This is a genomic window from Shimwellia pseudoproteus (assembly GCF_016415625.1).
In the GTDB taxonomy this organism is placed as follows: Bacteria; Pseudomonadota; Gammaproteobacteria; order Enterobacterales; family Enterobacteriaceae; genus Shimwellia; species Shimwellia pseudoproteus.
This window is the reverse complement of sequence record NZ_WBXP01000002.1, coordinates 105,313-122,496: the sequence shown is the minus strand read 5'-3', so window position 1 is coordinate 122,496 and position 17,184 is coordinate 105,313. Positions and strand designations below refer to the sequence as shown.

Genomic DNA, 17,184 nt, shown 5'->3' with positions numbered 1-17,184 from the left:
AAAACTGAATAATATTAAGTATTCTATTCACAAAATGAGAACACTATGGATCTGACCCAACTGGAAATGTTCACTGCGGTGGCAGAGACCGGCAGCATCAGCGCCGCCGCCCGCCAGGTTCACCGGGTGCCGTCAAACCTGACCACCCGCATTCGCCAGCTGGAAGAGGAGCTGGGCAAGGATTTGTTTATCCGGGAAAATCAGCGCCTGCGGTTATCACCGGATGGCCATAACTTTTTGATCTACAGCCGCCAGATCCTCGGGCTGGTAGATGAGGCCCGGCGGGTTATCTCCGGGGATGAGACCCGGGGCACCCTGGCCCTGGGGGCGCTGGAAAGCACCGCCGCCGTGCGCATCCCCTCAATTCTGGCGGCATTCAACCAGCGCTATGACGGCATCCAGCTGGATTTATCTACCGGCGCCTCCGGGACCATGCTGGATGGCATCCTGGAAGGCACCCTGTCAGCGGCGTTTGTTGACGGCCCGGTGCTGCATCCGGTGCTGGAGGGGGTGCCGGTTTTCGACGAGGAAATGATGATAATCGCCCCCATTTCCCATCAACCCATTACCCGGGCCCGGGATGTCAGCGGGGCCAGTCTGTACGCCTTTCGCGCCAACTGCTCTTATCGCCGCCATTTTGAGGGCTGGTTTTTGGCCGACCAGGCGATGCCCGGCAAAATCCATGAAATGGAGTCCTACCACGGGATGCTGGCCTGCGTGATTGCCGGGGCCGGGCTGGCGATGATGCCGCGCAGTATGCTGGAGAGTATGCCCGGCAGTCATCAGATAAGCGCCTGGCCCCTGGCGGAGCCCTGGCGCTGGTTAACCACGTGGCTGGTCTGGCGGCGCGGGGCGCGGACCCCACAACTGGATGCTTTTATTGACCTGTTACCGGCCTATCGCGGGGGCTGGCCCGGTCAAAAATGAGAGGTTCATCACAATTTAATTTGTGTCCTGCCGGGCCAGGCTTTAAGATCGCCGCTGATATCTTTCCCCAGGACGCGCACTGTTTATGGCTCCGAATGTTAATCCGGCATCCTCTGCCCCGGTTCCCCGAAATATTGCCTGGCTACGGGTTGTCACCCTGGCCGTGGCCGCTTTTATTTTTAACACCACCGAGTTTGTTCCGGTTGGTTTACTGTCGGATATCGCCAGCAGTTTCCAGATGGAGACCGCCCAGGCCGGTATTATGCTGACCATCTATGCCTGGGTGGTCGCCCTGACCTCATTACCGTTTATGTTGCTCACTAACCAGGTGGAGCGCCGGCGGTTGCTGATTGCGATTTTCATCCTGTTTATTGCCAGCCACGTGCTCTCCTGGCTGGCGTGGAACTTTGTGGTACTGATAATCAGCCGCATCGGCATTGCTTTTTCCCACGCGATTTTCTGGTCGATTACCGCCTCCCTGGCTATACGCATGGCCCCGCACGGGAAACGCGCCCAGGCCCTGAGCCTGATAGCCACCGGTACGGCCCTGGCGATGGTGCTCGGCCTGCCGCTGGGCCGGATGATCGGCCAGTATTTCGGCTGGCGGGACACCTTCTTGCTGATCGGGATTGTCGCCTTCCTGACCCTGTTATGCGTGATTAAACTGCTGCCGCCACTGCCCAGTGAACACTCTGGCTCACTGAAAAGCCTGCCTATTCTGTTCCGCCGCCCGGCGCTGGTCAGCATTTATATTCTGACTGTGGTGGTGGTTACCGCACACTACACGGCATACAGCTATATCGAACCCTTTGTGATTAATGTCGCGGGACAAAGCGCCAGCACCGCCACCCTATTGCTGCTGGTACTTGGCGGGGCGGGAATTATTGGTAGCCTGATTTTCAGTAAGCTGGGTAATCTGCACGCCTCCGGCCTGGTAAGTAGCGCTATCGCACTGCTGGCGGCCTGTCTGTTACTGCTGTTGCTCTCAAGTGACAGTGTCACCAATATGATGATCCTTAGCCTGTTCTGGGGCATGGCGATGATGATAATTGGCCTCGGCATGCAGGTGAAAGTACTCTCCCTGGCGCCGGATGCCACCGATGTCGCGATGTCGTTGTTCTCCGGTATTTTTAATATTGGTATCGGGGCCGGTGCCCTGTTGGGCAACCAGATAAGCCTGCACCTCTCGATGAGCTGGATTGGCTATATGGGCGCCATCCCGGCCATCGCGGCATTGATCTGGTCGGTGGTGGTTTTTCGCCGCTGGCCGGTGCCTGCCCCAGAGCAGCCCCAGACCAATTAACCGTATTACGCCAGGCTATGCCTGGCGTAATATCACCCGCCGCAGCGCCTATCCGCTATACTTCATCCTATTCCACCGGCAATACCACACGCTGAATAACACATTCGAAACCAACGAACAACCAACGCGCAACAACCAATAGATTAATTTTTTTGATGTTTTGACAAGCCATTTACTTTCGAATGAAAGCTGCCGGACCCGACTGACAACAGCGCATTATTATAATTAATTGTTATCCATATCGTTATTTTTCGGGCGCTATTTTTGTTCCCATCACCGATGAACAAAAAGTGTGATCCCCTTCAATAATCATGTTGACTTATACTTAACACAACAATAACATCTCGCGTGATTATCTAATTGCCTGGGCAAACACATTGAAACGCACCTGTGATCTGTTCAACGAAATGGTCCCGCTCGGTCGTCTGATTGTATTGGTCAACCAGAAAAAAGATCATTTATTGAGCAATTACCTGTCGCCGCTGGATATTACGGCGTCGCAGTTTCGGGTGTTATGTGCGATTCAGTGTGAAGAGCCAGTTTCCCCACGGGAACTGAGTAGGATTCTGTCAGTGGATTTGGGGGCATTAACCCGAATGCTTAATCGCCTGGCCGACAAAGGCTGGCTGGAGCGATTGCCTAACCCCACAGATAAACGAGGTGTTTTACTTCGCCTCACACCGCAGGGTAACGCGATGTGTGAGAAATGCCGCAGTTTAGTAGGGCAGGATCTTCACCAGGAATTGACCAAAAATCTAACGGCACAAGAAGTGACAACACTCGAATACCTGATGAAAAAGGTGATTGCCGAAGAGACACGATAGAGAGGTGAGACGATGTCCAGACGTAATAATGATGCCGTAACGGTACATTGCATTTTAGACTGGATAGAGGACAACCTGGAATCACCACTCTCCCTTGATGTGGTATCCCAGCGTTCCGGCTACTCTAAGTGGCACTTGCAACGGATGTTTAAAAAAGAGACAGGACATTCTCTGGGTCAGTATATTCGCAACCGCAAGCTGACCGAAATTGCCATGAAGCTGAAAGACAGCAATGAGCCGATCCTTTATCTGGCAGAACGCTATGGGTTTGAGTCCCAGCAGACACTAACCCGTACATTCAAAAACTATTTCTCAGTTCCGCCCCATAAGTATCGCATCACCAATATGCGTGGTGAAACGAAGTTTTTACATCCTCTCAACCACTAAGTGGTGCGGGGGTTCTGGCCCGATAAACTGGCCAGCAGTCATAATGAAGAATTAACGAGGTTTACATGAAGCGTCTGATCTGCGCCATCACAGCGGTACTCGCTCTGGCGTCCACTCAGGTCATGGCGGAACAGCCTGAAGGATTAACCTGGCAAGTCCCTGATCACGGCGGCATGATGTTGCCCTCCACCGGCAGTTGGTGCGCCAGTGACAACAACCAGACCCAGACAAATACAGCGGATAAATCTGATGCCCTTGGTGTGCCCTATTACCACCAAAAATAGCGCCACCAACAATAGCATCCGGTAGATAACGCCTACGGCCCGCTTAACGGGCCGTTTTATCATGGGATGATCAAGTCCGGGCCCGGCGGGCCGACACCCAGCGCCGAAAGCCAAACACATTGATATACAGCCCCGCCATAATCAATAATGCCCCGCCGCACTGCATCAACGATAGCGACTCATCCAGGATAAGCATCGCGCTGGTCATCCCAAATACCGGCACTAACAGCGACAGCGGCGCCACACGCCAGGTTTCATAGCGCCCCAGTAACGTCCCCCAAATCCCGTATCCCAGAATCGTCGAGATAAACGCCAGATAACACAGCGCCAGAATCGTGATTCTGTCAATCTCACGCAGGCTGCTCAGCATCTGCGCCGGGCCATCCAGTAACGCGCTGGCGGCAAAGAATGGCACAATCGGGATCAGCGCACTCCACACCACCAGTGACATCACATCCGGCTGCGGCGATAGCTGCATAATTTTCTTATTGAAGATGTTACCGCTGGCCCAGCACAGGGCGCCGCCCAGGGTGAGCAGGAACCCGGTCAGGGAAACATGATCCCCAACGAGGCTGGCATCAATCAGCACCAGCAGGCCGAGAATAGCCAGCGCAATGCCGACCCCTTGCTTAAGCTGTAAGCGCTCGTTAAACATAAACGCCCCCAGCACAATAGTAAAAAAGGCCTGCGCCTGGAGCACCAGAGACGCCAGCCCCGCCGGCATACCGCATTTGATGGCGCTAAACAAAAACGCAAACTGGCCAAAGCTGATGGTCAGGCCATAACCCGCCAGCAGGCGAAACGGCACTTTCGGCGGGCGGATAAACAACAGCGCCGGGAATGCCACCAGTAAAAAACGCAGCCCCGCCAGCAGCAGCGGCGGCATCTGGTGCAGCCCGATTTTAATCACCACAAAGTTGATGCCCCACACCACCACTACCAGCAGCGCCAGCAGCGCGTCTTTCCGCGTCATTTTCGCCCCGTTATTATCATTAATTTAACAAGCCATCCCGAAAGTAACTTACGCTTCCCTGTGATATATTGCCATTACTGCACAGATTTTGTTTTTATTGTTAATAAAAAGTTAATATAAAAAGCACCTTACCACGATTGGCGTCGGTCTAAAAATCACTATGCTGAAACTGTTCCCCCGGGCCATCCCGGTACTGTTGATCTGCTCATTGTTTCTCACCATTGGCCGGGGGATCACCCTGCCCTTTATGACCATTTACCTGACCCGTCATTACAACCTGAGTGTCCATCAGGTCGGCATTGCGATGACGGTCGCCCTGGTGATCGGCGTGGTCTTCAGTCTGTTATTCGGTGTGGTGGCGGATAAATTCGATAAAAAGCGCTATATGCTGTTGTCGGTTGCCGCTTTCCTGCTGGGGTTTATTTTGATCCCGCTCAGCCAGCGGGTTGATCTGGTGGTGGTATGGTTTTCAGTAATTAACTGCGCCTACGGCGTGTTTTCCACCGTGCTGAAAAGCTACTTCTCCGACACGCTGGCGGTGTATCAACGGCCCAAAATATTCTCCCTCAATTACACCTTTGTGAACATCGGCTGGACCCTCGGCCCACCGCTGGGCACCCTGCTGGTGATGCACAGCCTCAATCTGCCATTCTGGGTATCGGCGATGACCGCCATCGGCCCGCTGCTGATGATAAGCCGGTGGGTGGCCCCCACCCGCCCGGTAACGACCGCATCCCGCGCCGCGCCATTCCGGCTGGGGAGTTTACTGCGCGATCGGCCACTGCGCTGGTTTACCGCCTCGATGTTCCTCGGCCAAATTGCTTTTGGCGCCTTTACCGCCTGCCTCTCGCAATATGCGATTACGTTCTACGATGTCCAGTTCGCCAGCCAGATTATCGCCGTGGTGCTACCGGTCAACGCTGCGGTGGTGGTACTGCTCCAGTACCCGGTGGGTAAAATATTGCGTAATGATAACCTGCGCCGCTTTATGGGGCTGGGAACCCTGTTTTTTATCGTCGGTCTGGCGGGGTTTATGGTTAGCGGCACCCGGCTGTGGCTGTGGGGGGTCGCGGCGATTATCTTCACCCTCGGGGAGCTTATCTACATCCCGGGGGAATATATGTTGCTGGATAACATTGCGCCCCCCGGTATGAAGGCGAGCTATTTCTCAGCCCAGAACCTGGGGATGCTCGGCAGTGCCCTTAACCCGCTGCTGACCGGTTATTTGCTCACCTGGCTGCCGGGCTATGGCCTGTTTCTGACCCTGATGATACTGGTAATGCTGGCATGGGTCTGTATGCTTCAGGGCAGCCGCCAGCCCCCGGGGCTGGCGGCCTGACAGGCATATCAAATGGCCACCAACTGGCGAACTCCGTCCTGTGCCATGGCGTGGCCCGCACCGCGCTGGATAATCGTCCCCCGGGACATCACCAGATAGTTGTCTGCCAGTTCGGCGGCAAAGTCATAAAATTGCTCGACCAGTAAGATGGCCATATCACCCCGGCAGGCCAGGCGACGGATCACCGTGCCTATCTCTTTGATAACCGAAGGCTGGATCCCCTCCGTAGGTTCATCAAGGATAAGTAACTGTGGCCTGGCCGCCAGCGCCCGGCCAATGGCCAGCTGTTGCTGTTGGCCGCCGGAGAGATCGCCCCCGCGCCGCTGGCGCATGGTTTTCAGTACCGGGAACAGTTGCCAGATCTCATCGGCAACCTGACGCGCCTCCCTGGCCGGGAAGCGCGCCATGCCGATCAGTACGTTCTCCTCCACCGTTAAGCGTGGGAAAATATCCCGCCCCTGTGGGACATAGGCCATACCGGCACGCACCCGCTGGTAGGGTTTAAGACGGGTAATATTGCGGGCTGGCTGCCCGCTACCGCTGTGCCAGCTAATGGTGCCGCTTTTGGCGGGTACCAGCCCCATCAGGCAGTTCAGTAAGGTGGTTTTGCCGACCCCGTTACGCCCCAGCAGGCAGGTAACCTCGCCGATAGGGGCCGCAAAAGAGACCCCGCGTAAAATATGGCTGCCGCCGTAAAACTGGTTCAGTTCTGTGACTTGTAGCATCCGCTATCGCTCCTTAACGTCCGAGATAGACTTCAATCACCTGCTCATTCGCCTGTACCTCGCGTAATGCGCCCTCTGCCAGAACCTGGCCCTGATGCAACACCGTGACGCTATCGGCAATGGTCTCCACAAAGCCCATATCGTGCTCCACCACCATCAGCGAGTGCTTGCCCGCCAGGGCGCGGAACAGCTCGGCGCTGTATTCGGTTTCCGCATCGGTCATCCCGGCGGCGGGCTCGTCGAGCAGTAACAAATGCGGTTCCTGGGCCAGCAACATGCCGATTTCCAGAAACTGCTTTTGCCCGTGGGATAACGCCCCGGCCCGCCGGTGCCGTGCCGCCCCCAGTCGCAGGATCTGCAATAGCTCATCAATTTTGTCCCGCTGCTCACCGGTCAGCTTCGCCCCGAGGGTGGCCCACACCGATTTATTGCCCTTGAGGGCAATCTCCATATTGTCAAACACGGTCAGGGCCTCAAAGACCGTCGGTTTCTGGAATTTGCGGCCAATGCCCTGCCGGGCGATAGTAATAGGATCAAGCGCGGTCAGATCACAGTGCTGGTCGTACCAGGCGTGTCCGCTATCGGGCCGGGTCTTGCCGGTTATCACATCCATCAGCGTGGTTTTCCCGGCCCCGTTCGGGCCGATAATGCAGCGCAGCTCGCCAACACCAATGCGCAGCGACAAATCGCGCAGCGCCCGGAAACCGTCAAAACTGACGTTAATATTGTCCAGTTGCAGGATAGGATCCGTTTGCTCCCGGTAACGATCCCCAGGATATTGCCGGGTATATAACGGCTGGCTGCTCATCCGCGATCCTCCTTACGCAGTAATCCCATGACGCCCCTGGGTAAAAACAGGGTCACCCCAATAAAAATCAGCCCGAGGAACAACTGCCAGTACTCCGGCACCGCTACGGTAAAAACGCTTTTTGCCCCGTTGACCATTACCGCCCCCAGCACCGGGCCCACTAAGGTTCCCCGGCCACCAAATGCCACCCAGATAGCCGCTTCAATCGAGTTGGTCGGCGACATTTCCCCGGGGTTGATAATCCCCACCTGGGGCACATACAGCGCACCGGCAATACCACACAGCACCGCCGATAACGTCCAGACCAGCAATTTGAATCCCCGGGGATCATAACCACAAAACATCAGCCGCCCTTCGGCGTCCCGTACAGCGGTCAGAATGCGCCCGAAGCGGGATCGCGCCAGCATCAGCCCCAGCGCCAGGCTGCCCAGTAACACCACCACCGTGGCCAGAAACAGCGCAATACGGGTTGAGGTGGCGGTGATAGGCATCCCCAGCAGGGTTGTAAACCCGGTGAACCCGTTATTGCCGCCGAACCCGGTTTCGTTGCGGAAAAACAGCAGCATCCCCGCATAAGTCAGGGCCTGGGTCATAATGGAAAAATAGACCCCTTTAATTTTCGAGCGGAAGGCAAAATAGCCAAAGACCAGGGCCAGCAGCCCCGGCACCAGGATAACCAGCGCCATTGCCCAGGCAAAGTGCTGGGTCCCCCACCAAAACCAGGGGAGCGCATCCCAGGAGAGGAACGACATAAATCCCGGCAGCGCATCACCAGCGGCCTGGCGCATCAGGTACATTCCCATGGCATACCCCCCGAGGGCAAAAAACAGGCCGTGACCGAGGGAGAGCATCCCGGCATAGCCCCACACCAGATCCAGCGCAATGGCCACAATGGCATAGCAGAGAATTTTGCCGACCAGCGTCAGTGTGTAGGTGGAAATACTTAGCGGATGGCTGGCCGGTAGCAGTGCCAGGAACGGCATGATTAACAGCCCCAGCACCACTATCCCGGTGAGCAGCGTCGCGGCCCCCGGCGCCCGGCGGACAAAAGCAATCGTTACTGGCTGGCTCATTCGGTCACCCTCCCTTTCAGCGCAAACAGCCCCTGGGGCCGCTTCTGGATCAGCAGAATAATCAGACCGAGGATCAGGATCTTGCCGGGTACCGCGCCGATCCACGGTTCGAGGATCTTATTAAACATCCCCAGCCCAAACGCCGCGGCCACACAGCCCGCCAGCTGGCCTACGCCCCCCAGCACCACCACGAGGAAGGAATCAATGATATACCCCTGGCCCAGCTCCGGGCCGACATTGCCCATCTGGGACAGGGCCACCCCCCCCAGCCCGGCAATACCGGAACCAAGCCCGAAGGCGAGCATATCCACCTGCCCGGTGGGCACCCCGCAACTGGCAGCCATAGCCCGGTTTTGCGTCACCGCGCGAATATTCAGCCCGAGGCGGGTTTTGTTGAGTAGCAGCCAGGTAAAGCCCAGTACCACCAGCACAAAGCCCAGTACCACAATCCGGTTCCAGGGCAGCATCAGGTTGGGCAACACTTGCCAGCCGCCAGACAGCCAGGCCGGGTTAGCCACCTCCAGATTCTGGGGGCCAAACAGCATCCGCACCCCCTGGATAAGAATCAGGCTGATCCCCCAGGTGGCGAGCAGTGTCTCCAGCGGGCGACCATACAGATGACGGATCACGGTACGCTCCAGCGCCATACCGATCATCGCGGTAAGCAAAAATGCCACCGGCAGCGCCAGCAGCGGGTACCAGGCCAGATAGTGCGGGGCAAACTGCTGGAACAGGTTCTGTACCAGCCAGGTGGCGTAAGCGCCCAGCATCAGCATTTCGCCGTGGGCCATATTGATAACCCCCAGCAAGCCGTAGGTAATTGCCAGCCCGAGGGCCGCCAGTAACAGTACCGAACCGAGAGATAACCCCATAAATACCTGGCCGGCCAGATCCCCCGCCAGCAGGCGGTATTTGATTGCCTTCAGGCTCGCGCTGGCGGCCTCCCGCACTGCCGCTGAAGGTTCACTGGCGGGCTGGGTAAGCGGCATCAGTAGCCCCACGGCCTCAGGATCTGCCGCGCTGCCCAGGGTGTCGACAGCCCGCAGGCGCACCTGTTCATCCGGGTTATGCACATTAAGCCGCGCCAGCGCCCGGCTAAGGCGGGTGCGGACCTGCGGATCCGTCTCCTGCCCCAGGCGGGACTGTAATAACGGCAGTTGATCGGCCTGGGCATCCCGCATCAGCGCCGCTGCCCCCTGGCGGCGCTCGCTGACATCTGCGCTGCCGAGTTGGTGGCAGGCCAGCGCGGTGGCCACCAGAGTACGTAACCGGTTGGTCAGCCGCAGGCTGTGCAAATCCCCCTGGGGCGTGCCCCCGGCCCCTAACGCGTGGGGTACCCCTTCCGCCACGCTAAATGCGTGATGGCGGGCATCAATGGCCACGTTCTCGTCTGATAGCGCAGTCAGCAACGGCAAGCGCGTTGCATCCGGCGCAGTGGCCCACTGCTGGAGGAGCGTAGCCTGCTGGCTACGGCTGGCCGCCACAAAGGTATCCGCATCCGTTGCCGCCGCCCGGGCAAGCAGCGGACACAGGCAACACAGCAGCGCAATCCAGCGGGTGAGTAATGCCCAGCGGGCGAGTAATACAGGCGTCATCATTACCTCTCCACCCGGCCCCTGCCGTGGGGCCGGTTACCATAGGGGAACAGGATCATTGGCTAACGGTTTTTACCGGCTGGTCCGGTTTTTTATCATTTCCGGGGATAAACGGGCTCCAGGGCTGGGCGCGCACGGTGTTATCGGTCTGCCATACCACATTGAACTGGCCGTCGCTTTCTATCTCGCCTATCATCACCGGTTTGTGCAGATGGTGGTTGGTGGCGTCCATGGTCAGGGTATATCCCGACGGGGCGGCAAACTGTTGGTTAGCCATGGCGGCCCGCACCTTGTCGACGTCCGTGGTACCGGCCTTTTCCACCGCCTGGGCCCACATATGGATCCCCACGTAGGTGGCCTCCATCGGATCATTGGTCACCACGGTATCCGCATTAGCTAACTTGTGCGCCCTGGCGTAATTTTTCCACTGGGTAACAAAGGCTTTATTGGCGGGGTTATCCAGGGATTCAAAGTAGTTCCACGCCGCCAGGTTGCCGACCAGCGGTTTGGTATCAATGCCGCGCAGCTCCTCTTCCCCCACCGAGAACGCCACCACCGGGATATCGGTGGCTTTTACCCCCTGGTTGGCCAGCTCTTTATAGAACGGTACGTTAGAGTCACCATTAATGGTGGAGATGACCGCGGTTTTCCCCCCGGCGGCAAACTGTTTGATGCTGGCAACAATGGTCTGGTAATCGCTGTAGCCAAAGGGGGTGTAGTGCTCCTCAATGTCTTTATCCGGGATACCTTTGCTGTGTAAAAACGCGCGCAGGATTTTATTGGTGGTGCGGGGGTAGACATAATCGGTGCCCAGTAAGTAAAAGCGCGTCGCGCTGCCGCCGTCTTCGCTCATCAGATACTCAACGGCGGGGATCGCCTGCTGGTTGGGGGCAGCCCCGGTGTAAAACACATTGGGGGACATCTCCTCCCCTTCATACTGCACCGGGTAGAACAGCAGGCCATTGAGTTCTTCAAACACCGGCAGTACCGATTTACGGGATACCGAGGTCCAGCAGCCAAACACCACGGCCACGTGATCCTGGGTCAGCAACTGGCGGGCTTTTTCCGCAAACAGCGGCCAGTTAGAGGCCGGATCAACCACCACCGGCTCCAGCTTCTTACCCAACACGCCCCCTTTGGCGTTAATCTCATCAATGGTCATCAGCGCGACATTTTTTAGCGGGGTTTCAGAGATGGCCATGGTGCCGGACAGGGAATGCATAATGCCGACTTTGATGGTATCTGCGGCCCGGGCACTGAAAGCCAGCCCCAGCGCCAGGGTGCAAGTGGACAGCGCAGCGGCTTTGATAACAGAAAAACGACGCATAAATCACTCCTGATTAATGGCGGAATAGTCAATATCAACGTGGTCATTGCCGGGCCGTTTCGGGGTGAGCCCCGATAGAAGTTCGCCGTCTGGCCCGCGGGATCAGGAATGCAAGTTCAGTGCCATATAGTGATTTATGTCTATTTCCAGCCAGTTAGCGTGATTTTACGCCCTGTGGATAGCCCGTCCGCCGATCCGGGCGCGGGGACGATGTGCCCCGCTGGTGCGCGGTGCCTTAATTACGTGCATTGACACGCCGGGCTCCCTCCGGCAAATAACACTACTATTTACAGGGTTGACGCATTGCCAGGACAGGCGTTTAATGCCACTCCCTTTGATGTTGTCTGTGTGTTCATGATTATTCGCCCCCACCAGCACTGGTTTAGCCGCTTATTCGTCTGGCACGGCTCAGTGTTATCTAAAATTGCCTCGCGTCTGTTTCTTAACCTGCTGCTCTCTGTGGCGGTGATCTTTATGCTGCCCTGGTATGAAACCCTCGGTATCAGGCTGTCGGTTGCCCCGTTCAGCATCCTCGGTGTTGCCATCGCTATCTCCCTCGGTTTTCGTAACAATGCCTGTTATGCCCGCTTTAACGAAGCCCGCCACCTGTGGGGAGCCTTGCTGATCAGTAACCGTTCCCTGACCCGGGGGCTGAAAACCGTGCTGACCGATCGCCCGCGCCAGATTCGCCAGATGATTGATTTCCAGATTATCTGGGCCAATGCCCTGCGCCTGATTCTGCGCCAGCAGCCCATCGACAGCGCCCTGGCGCCTTTGCCGGAGCCGCTACGCCAGCAAATGGCCGGCTACCAGAACCCGTGTAATGGGGTGTTAATGCTGATGGGCCAGTGGCTGGCAGAACAGCACCGCTGCGGGGCGCTGTCGGATATTTTATATACCCAGTTCGAACGTCATCTTACCGAGCTGGCCGGGATCCAGGCGGGCTGTGAACGGATCGCCAATACGCCACTGCCTTTTGCCTATTCACTGATTCTGCACCGCACGGTATACACCTTCTGCGTGCTGCTGCCTTTCGCCCTGGTGAACGACCTGCTGTATATGACGCCGCTGATTTCGGTGTTTGTCTCCTACACCTTTATCGCCCTGGATGCCCTGGCGGAAGAGCTGGAAGCTCCTTTTGGTATGGAAGATAACGACCTCGCCCTGACGGCGATGTGTACCAATCTGGAGATCGATTTGCGGGAAATGGATGAGGACGACAACAAACCGGTGAAATTACGCCCGAATAACCATTATCAACTGCGCTAAGCGGGCGTAACTGGCCGGCGGGCTAGAGAGTGCCGAGGAAGTCCAGCTTGCCGACCGGCACCCCCTGCTGGCGCAGGATGTCGTACGCGGTGGTCATATGGAAGTAAAAGTTAGGCACCACAAAACGGTAGACGTAGCTTTTCGCCGTAAAACGCAGCTCCCGGGTGCGGGCGTTGATTATCACCGGCAGTTCGTCATCCCCGGTGTACTGGGCAGGCGCAATGCTGTCGATAAACGCCACCGTAGCGGCTAGCCGCTGGCGCAAGTCGGCAAAGCTGGCTTCATCATCAGCCATTGACGGTACATCAACGCCCGCCAGACGGGCAACGGCGCCTTTTGAGATATCACTGGTCATCTGGATCTGGCGTACCAGCGGGAACATATCCGCCAACAGCCGGGTTTGCAGCAACACCTGCTGTTCAATGCCTTTCTCGCTGGCCCAGGCTTCGGCCTTATCGAGAATCGCCGACAAATTCTTCAGGCCACTCACCAGTTGAGCAGCCGTATCCACGTACAATTGTTGCGACACGTCACACCTCACAGAATAATTATTCGTTACCAGGTTAGCACACCCGGCGCCACGCTTCAGGCCAGCAAAGGTAACAAATACTGTCCAGATCTGGCCTACCGGTAAGCAGGGAACGGAGTAAGAGAACTCCTGAAAGACCGGCCAGGGGTGGCGCCCCCGGGGGGAAAAAAGGTATACAACGTAAGTACCAGATAACCGCGAATAGTCGTAGAGAATAGTGAGGAGAACGGATGACGCCAGCGATGACGCCAGATAAGAAAAACAGGGTATCGCCCGCACCAGATAGTCATTTTCTGCCAAACCGGGGAATCCGGCAGGATAAAGCACTTATTATATACAGTGCATAAGTATGCTTTGCTATACTTCCACATTAGCTGGATAAATCACATGTTTTTAACCAGCAATCCATTAAAAAGCAACAACTAAAACTCGTAATGCAGGATAAAAAACCAGACTTCCGCAATTGCGAACTATTTTATCTTTTTTAGAAAAAATCAATACTCTGTCGTATAGGAATTTTCCTGGATTCCAGTTAAATTCATTTACTAACCCGGGTTTGCGGGCAATTAATTTATACCTCCCGTAAGCCGTTCACTACAAAAAGGTACGCATATGTCTGACCTCATCCTATTGGTTTTGGCCATCGCCTTATCCGGCGTGTTCATTTTTGGGCTGATCTCTTTCATCAAAGATCGAAAAAAAGCGCGGGTTATTTTTAGCCGTCATAAATAGTCAATATAATTTAATGAATAAGTGTAATAACTGAGTGAGTACCAGGGCTGATTCCGTATACAACATCACCTGCCCGTTCACCATGCTCACCCGCTGATTTTTGGCTACACAGAATACGTTAACAGCAAATAGAATAGTAACTTACTGTAAATAATAAGATAATTCTAATACCCTATGCGTTAAAGGAAATTGTCCAACAAGATGTTACAAAATCAAAAATAATATTAAATATTATTTTAGTTTTGCATTTAGAAACTATCGCAGCGTTAATTAAACAACAGATTATGACGCCATAAAAAGATAATCACCTGTGATATAATAATGCTCAAATTGATTTACCCACTAAAACATATTAGCGAAAATTAATAATACCTACGCCAGTAAATAACTTATGGAGATTAACAAAATGGGTTGTTATTTTTAAATAAAAATAAAACAATTTTACTGTAAAAAATTCACATCATTTTAATTTCATTTTCCTGTACAACTATTTTCCGCCAGGCCAATAATCAACACGGGAAATAATAATCACCCGCGAGACATTCCGGGAGCGGTGGCCAGATCCGCTCCCGCAGCAGCTATCACCGCAAGCCTGATGTCCTGCCATCCTGGCCCAGTCCCTGCGTTATCCGCCTTCTTCCCGGCCCGGTGGCGCAGGGCCGTCATCATGCCCACCCCGCCCGCCAGTTACCCGCTATAATTGATTATTAATTAATCAGCCATCACCACAACAGGGAATAGTGAACCCGCCACCATAAGTGACACCGATCACAATAAGTGATGAGCAGGCGCGACCTCCCCGGCGCTATTCCCGCCGTACACCCCAGGCGGAGAAGATAATAATGGCGGGGCAAGATAACCTTAATTATTGTCGTATTATTCGTTTATTCTTGCCCTATTACCGCTAATAACTCGGTTAAATAATTAAATATTGCCGCCTCCGGCGGGCGACGGCGAAGACGTCTCCCGGCAGGTTATTCACTGTGCGCGTCCCCGGGCGACGTCCTGCTCAGCCCCACGACTACGCCGTTATCAATTTGTAACAATTGTTTATTATTCTGCTGGTCAGCGTGACACATTCTCTGGCACATACCGGGACGTAACCATGAGCAGACCACTAAAAGCCTTTTTTAAACAAGCACACCGTAACGACATCAGTAATCACAGCGCAAATCCCGCCTTTTCCGGCATCGCGGAAGCTTACCTCTCCCGGCGTCGTTTCCTCCAGGGCGTCGCCATCGCGGGGGCCACCGCCTCCCTGCCGCTATTGCTCACCCCCCGGCGCGCCGTGGCTGACGCGGTGCGCACCGGGCTCTCCTCACCGGCGGCCTCCCTGGGCTTTGCCAGCATTCCGGTTTCAACCGCGGATAGCGTTACCGTTCCTGAAGGATATATTGCCCGCCCCTTCTACCGCTGGGGGGACCCGGTCGGCCTGGCGGGTAACCAGCCAGCATTCCGCCCTGATGCCAGTAACAGTACCGAAGAGCAAGCCGCCCAGGCCGGCATGCACCACGATGGTATGGCCTGGTTCAGCCTTCCCCATCACCAGGATAACGCCGACCACGGCCTGCTGGTGCTTAACCATGAATATATTGATAACGGCATGCTGTTCCGGGATGGCACCGCGAACTGGAGCCCCGACAAAGCCCGTAAAGGGCAGAACGCCATGGGCGTTTCGGTGATCGAGGTGCAAAAACAGGACGGGGAGTGGCAGGTGGTGCGGCCGTCGTCTTATGCCCGCCGCATTACGGTAAATACCGCGATGCAGCTCACCGGGCCTGCCCGCCACCAGCCGCTGATGCAAACCGCGGCCGATCCTGGCGGTGAACGGGTGCTCGGCACCATGCAAAACTGCGCTAATGGCTATACCCCCTGGGGGACGTACCTCACCTGTGAGGAGAACTGGTCAGATATATTTGTCAAACATGCGGCGCTGACCCCGCTGGAAAAACGCTACGGCATCAGCGGCCACGACACCTCCTACCGCTGGAATGAGGTGGATGCGCGGTTCAGTGTCGACAGCACCCCCAACGAGCCCAACCGTTTTGGCTGGGTGGTGGAAATCGATCCCTATGATCCGGCCTCCACGCCGCGTAAACATACCGCGCTGGGGCGGTTTAAACATGAAGGCGCGGCGGTCACCGTCACCGCCGATCAGCGTATCGCTATCTATATGGGGGATGACCAGAAATTCGAATATATCTACAAATTTGTCTCCGATAACCGCTACCAGCCGGACGACCGCCAGGCGAACATGCAACTGCTGACTTCCGGCACCCTGTATGTGGCCAGATTCAATGATGACGGCAGCGGCGACTGGCTCCCGCTGGTCTTTGGCGAGAACGGGCTTGACGCGGGCAACGGCTTCGAAAATCAGGGCGACCTGCTGATAAAAACCCGGCTGGCGGCGGATGTGGTCGGTGCCACCAAAATGGATCGCCCGGAGTGGATAGCCGTGGACCCACATCACCCCGGCAGCCTCTATTGCACCCTCACCAATAACAGCGATCGCGGTAAACCCGGGGCGGCGCCGGTTGATGCCGCCAACCCCCGGGCCAACAACCAGTTTGGCCACATTATCCACTGGGATGAAGCGCAGGCCGACCCCGCCGCGACCCGCTTTCGCTGGGATATTCTGGCCCTGGCAGGCCGCACGGATAATCGCGACAGCGCGGCCCAGGGCTCAATGCAGGGGGCAGAATTTGGCAGCCCTGACGGGCTGGCCTTTGATCATCGCGGCGTGCTGTGGGTCCAGACCGATGTCTCGTCCAGTACCATTAACCAGAAAGCGTATCAGGGGATGGGCAATAATCAGATGCTCGCCACGGTACCGGGCAGCAACACCTTCCGGCGCTTTCTTTGTGGCCCACGGGGCTGTGAAATCACCGGTATCGCCTTTACCCCGGATAACCGCACGTTGTTTATTAATATCCAGCACCCCGGGGAGCCCGGCGACGGCATTACCGACCCCGCCAACCCGCGGGCAGTGTCCAACTGGCCGGATAACCATCCCGACGGACGCCCGCGTTCCGCCACGGTGGTGATTACCCGGGCCGATGGCGGCATCATCGGCACCTGATACCCGCCTC

Annotated in this window: 16 protein-coding genes; 9 read left to right on the top strand and 7 right to left on the bottom strand. The window is 56.1% G+C overall.

What is annotated here, in order from left to right:
- Positions 1-45 precede the first annotated feature (45 nt).
- From ptrR to marB, 5 genes are all read left to right on the top strand, one after another.
- The gene (gene ptrR / locus F9C28_RS01765) at positions 46-927 is read left to right on the top strand and encodes a putrescine utilization regulator PtrR (protein WP_199013385.1); all 882 of its coding nucleotides are present in this window, start codon (positions 46-48) and stop codon (positions 925-927) included.
- Positions 928-1,012: 85 nt separating this feature from the next.
- Complete coding sequence (locus F9C28_RS01760; protein WP_199013384.1) at positions 1,013-2,230, top strand: sugar transporter; 1,218 nt, start codon at positions 1,013-1,015, stop codon at positions 2,228-2,230.
- 377 nt (positions 2,231-2,607) lie between these two features.
- Positions 2,608-3,054, top strand: coding sequence for a multiple antibiotic resistance transcriptional regulator MarR (gene marR, locus F9C28_RS01755; RefSeq protein ID WP_199013383.1), 447 nt, complete (start codon positions 2,608-2,610; stop codon positions 3,052-3,054).
- Positions 3,055-3,066: 12 nt separating this feature from the next.
- A complete protein-coding gene (marA, locus tag F9C28_RS01750) occupies positions 3,067-3,441 on the top strand; it encodes an MDR efflux pump AcrAB transcriptional activator MarA (RefSeq protein WP_199013382.1) in 375 nt (124 codons plus the stop codon).
- Positions 3,442-3,506: 65 nt separating this feature from the next.
- Positions 3,507-3,725, top strand: coding sequence for a multiple antibiotic resistance regulatory protein MarB (gene marB / locus F9C28_RS01745; RefSeq protein WP_199013381.1), 219 nt, complete (start codon positions 3,507-3,509; stop codon positions 3,723-3,725).
- A gap of 70 nt (positions 3,726-3,795) precedes the next feature.
- Here the strand turns inward: marB and eamA are convergent, their stop codons facing one another.
- Entirely contained in the window at positions 3,796-4,698 is a 903-nt protein-coding gene (gene eamA, locus F9C28_RS01740) for an O-acetylserine/cysteine exporter (RefSeq protein WP_199013380.1), read from the bottom strand.
- Between the two features lie 160 nt (positions 4,699-4,858).
- Between eamA and F9C28_RS01735 the strand changes: the two genes are divergently transcribed.
- Positions 4,859-6,037, top strand: a complete 1,179-nt coding sequence (locus F9C28_RS01735) for an MFS transporter (protein ID WP_199013379.1) — start codon at positions 4,859-4,861, stop codon at positions 6,035-6,037.
- An 8-nt stretch (positions 6,038-6,045) separates the two neighbouring features.
- Here F9C28_RS01735 and urtE read toward each other — a convergent pair whose 3' ends face one another.
- The 5 genes from urtE to urtA are packed head-to-tail and all read right to left on the bottom strand — an operon-like array spanning position 6,046 to position 11,565.
- A complete protein-coding gene (urtE, locus tag F9C28_RS01730) occupies positions 6,046-6,762 on the bottom strand; it encodes an urea ABC transporter ATP-binding subunit UrtE (RefSeq protein ID WP_199013378.1) in 717 nt (238 codons plus the stop codon).
- Positions 6,763-6,775: 13 nt separating this feature from the next.
- On the bottom strand, positions 6,776-7,570 hold the full coding sequence (urtD, locus tag F9C28_RS01725) for an urea ABC transporter ATP-binding protein UrtD (protein ID WP_199013377.1): 795 nt from the start codon (positions 7,568-7,570) through the stop codon (positions 6,776-6,778).
- Complete coding sequence (gene urtC, locus F9C28_RS01720) at positions 7,567-8,643, bottom strand: urea ABC transporter permease subunit UrtC (protein ID WP_199013376.1); 1,077 nt, start codon at positions 8,641-8,643, stop codon at positions 7,567-7,569. Before urtC ends, urtD begins: the two co-directional genes overlap by 4 nt.
- Positions 8,640-10,238: an urea ABC transporter permease subunit UrtB gene (gene urtB, locus F9C28_RS01715; protein ID WP_199013474.1), complete on the bottom strand. Its 1,599-nt coding sequence runs from the start codon at positions 10,236-10,238 to the stop codon at positions 8,640-8,642. The genes urtC and urtB overlap by 4 nt, the downstream gene beginning before the upstream one ends.
- Before the next feature lie 55 nt (positions 10,239-10,293).
- Complete coding sequence (gene urtA, locus F9C28_RS01710) at positions 10,294-11,565, bottom strand: urea ABC transporter substrate-binding protein (RefSeq protein ID WP_199013375.1); 1,272 nt, start codon at positions 11,563-11,565, stop codon at positions 10,294-10,296.
- A 354-nt stretch (positions 11,566-11,919) separates the two neighbouring features.
- Between urtA and F9C28_RS01705 the strand changes: the two genes are divergently transcribed.
- Positions 11,920-12,834 (top strand): bestrophin family protein, encoded by a 915-nt coding sequence (locus F9C28_RS01705; RefSeq protein ID WP_199013473.1) that lies wholly within the window; start codon positions 11,920-11,922, stop codon positions 12,832-12,834.
- Positions 12,835-12,856: 22 nt separating this feature from the next.
- Here the strand turns inward: F9C28_RS01705 and F9C28_RS20045 are convergent, their stop codons facing one another.
- The gene (locus F9C28_RS20045; protein ID WP_233148844.1) at positions 12,857-13,663 is read right to left on the bottom strand and encodes a DUF1993 domain-containing protein; all 807 of its coding nucleotides are present in this window, start codon (positions 13,661-13,663) and stop codon (positions 12,857-12,859) included.
- A gap of 312 nt (positions 13,664-13,975) precedes the next feature.
- Here F9C28_RS20045 and F9C28_RS20440 point away from each other — a divergent pair, with 312 nt between their 5' ends.
- Together F9C28_RS20440 and F9C28_RS01690 are read left to right on the top strand one after the other, a co-directional pair.
- A complete protein-coding gene (locus F9C28_RS20440) occupies positions 13,976-14,095 on the top strand; it encodes a small membrane protein (protein ID WP_199013374.1) in 120 nt (39 codons plus the stop codon).
- A gap of 1,105 nt (positions 14,096-15,200) precedes the next feature.
- A complete protein-coding gene (locus F9C28_RS01690) occupies positions 15,201-17,174 on the top strand; it encodes a PhoX family protein (protein ID WP_199013373.1) in 1,974 nt (657 codons plus the stop codon).
- Positions 17,175-17,184: the final 10 nt, after the last annotated feature.

Excerpts from the sequence above, each read along its gene's own strand:
- ptrR (WP_199013385.1), top strand. The coding sequence starts at position 46 with ATGGATCTGACCCAACTGGAAATGTTCACTGCGGTGGCAGAGACCGGC.
- F9C28_RS01760 (WP_199013384.1), top strand. The coding sequence starts at position 1,013 with ATGGCTCCGAATGTTAATCCGGCATCCTCTGCCCCGGTTCCCCGAAAT.
- marA (WP_199013382.1), top strand. The coding sequence starts at position 3,067 with ATGTCCAGACGTAATAATGATGCCGTAACGGTACATTGCATTTTAGAC.
- marB (WP_199013381.1), top strand. The coding sequence starts at position 3,507 with ATGAAGCGTCTGATCTGCGCCATCACAGCGGTACTCGCTCTGGCGTCC.
- eamA (WP_199013380.1), bottom strand. The coding sequence starts at position 4,698 with ATGACGCGGAAAGACGCGCTGCTGGCGCTGCTGGTAGTGGTGGTGTGG.
- F9C28_RS01735 (WP_199013379.1), top strand. The coding sequence starts at position 4,859 with ATGCTGAAACTGTTCCCCCGGGCCATCCCGGTACTGTTGATCTGCTCA.
- urtE (WP_199013378.1), bottom strand. The coding sequence starts at position 6,762 with ATGCTACAAGTCACAGAACTGAACCAGTTTTACGGCGGCAGCCATATT.
- urtD (WP_199013377.1), bottom strand. The coding sequence starts at position 7,570 with ATGAGCAGCCAGCCGTTATATACCCGGCAATATCCTGGGGATCGTTAC.
- urtC (WP_199013376.1), bottom strand. The coding sequence starts at position 8,643 with ATGAGCCAGCCAGTAACGATTGCTTTTGTCCGCCGGGCGCCGGGGGCC.
- urtB (WP_199013474.1), bottom strand. The coding sequence starts at position 10,238 with ATGACGCCTGTATTACTCGCCCGCTGGGCATTACTCACCCGCTGGATT.
- urtA (WP_199013375.1), bottom strand. The coding sequence starts at position 11,565 with ATGCGTCGTTTTTCTGTTATCAAAGCCGCTGCGCTGTCCACTTGCACC.
- F9C28_RS01705 (WP_199013473.1), top strand. The coding sequence starts at position 11,920 with ATGATTATTCGCCCCCACCAGCACTGGTTTAGCCGCTTATTCGTCTGG.
- F9C28_RS20440 (WP_199013374.1), top strand. The coding sequence starts at position 13,976 with ATGTCTGACCTCATCCTATTGGTTTTGGCCATCGCCTTATCCGGCGTG.
- F9C28_RS01690 (WP_199013373.1), top strand. The coding sequence starts at position 15,201 with ATGAGCAGACCACTAAAAGCCTTTTTTAAACAAGCACACCGTAACGAC.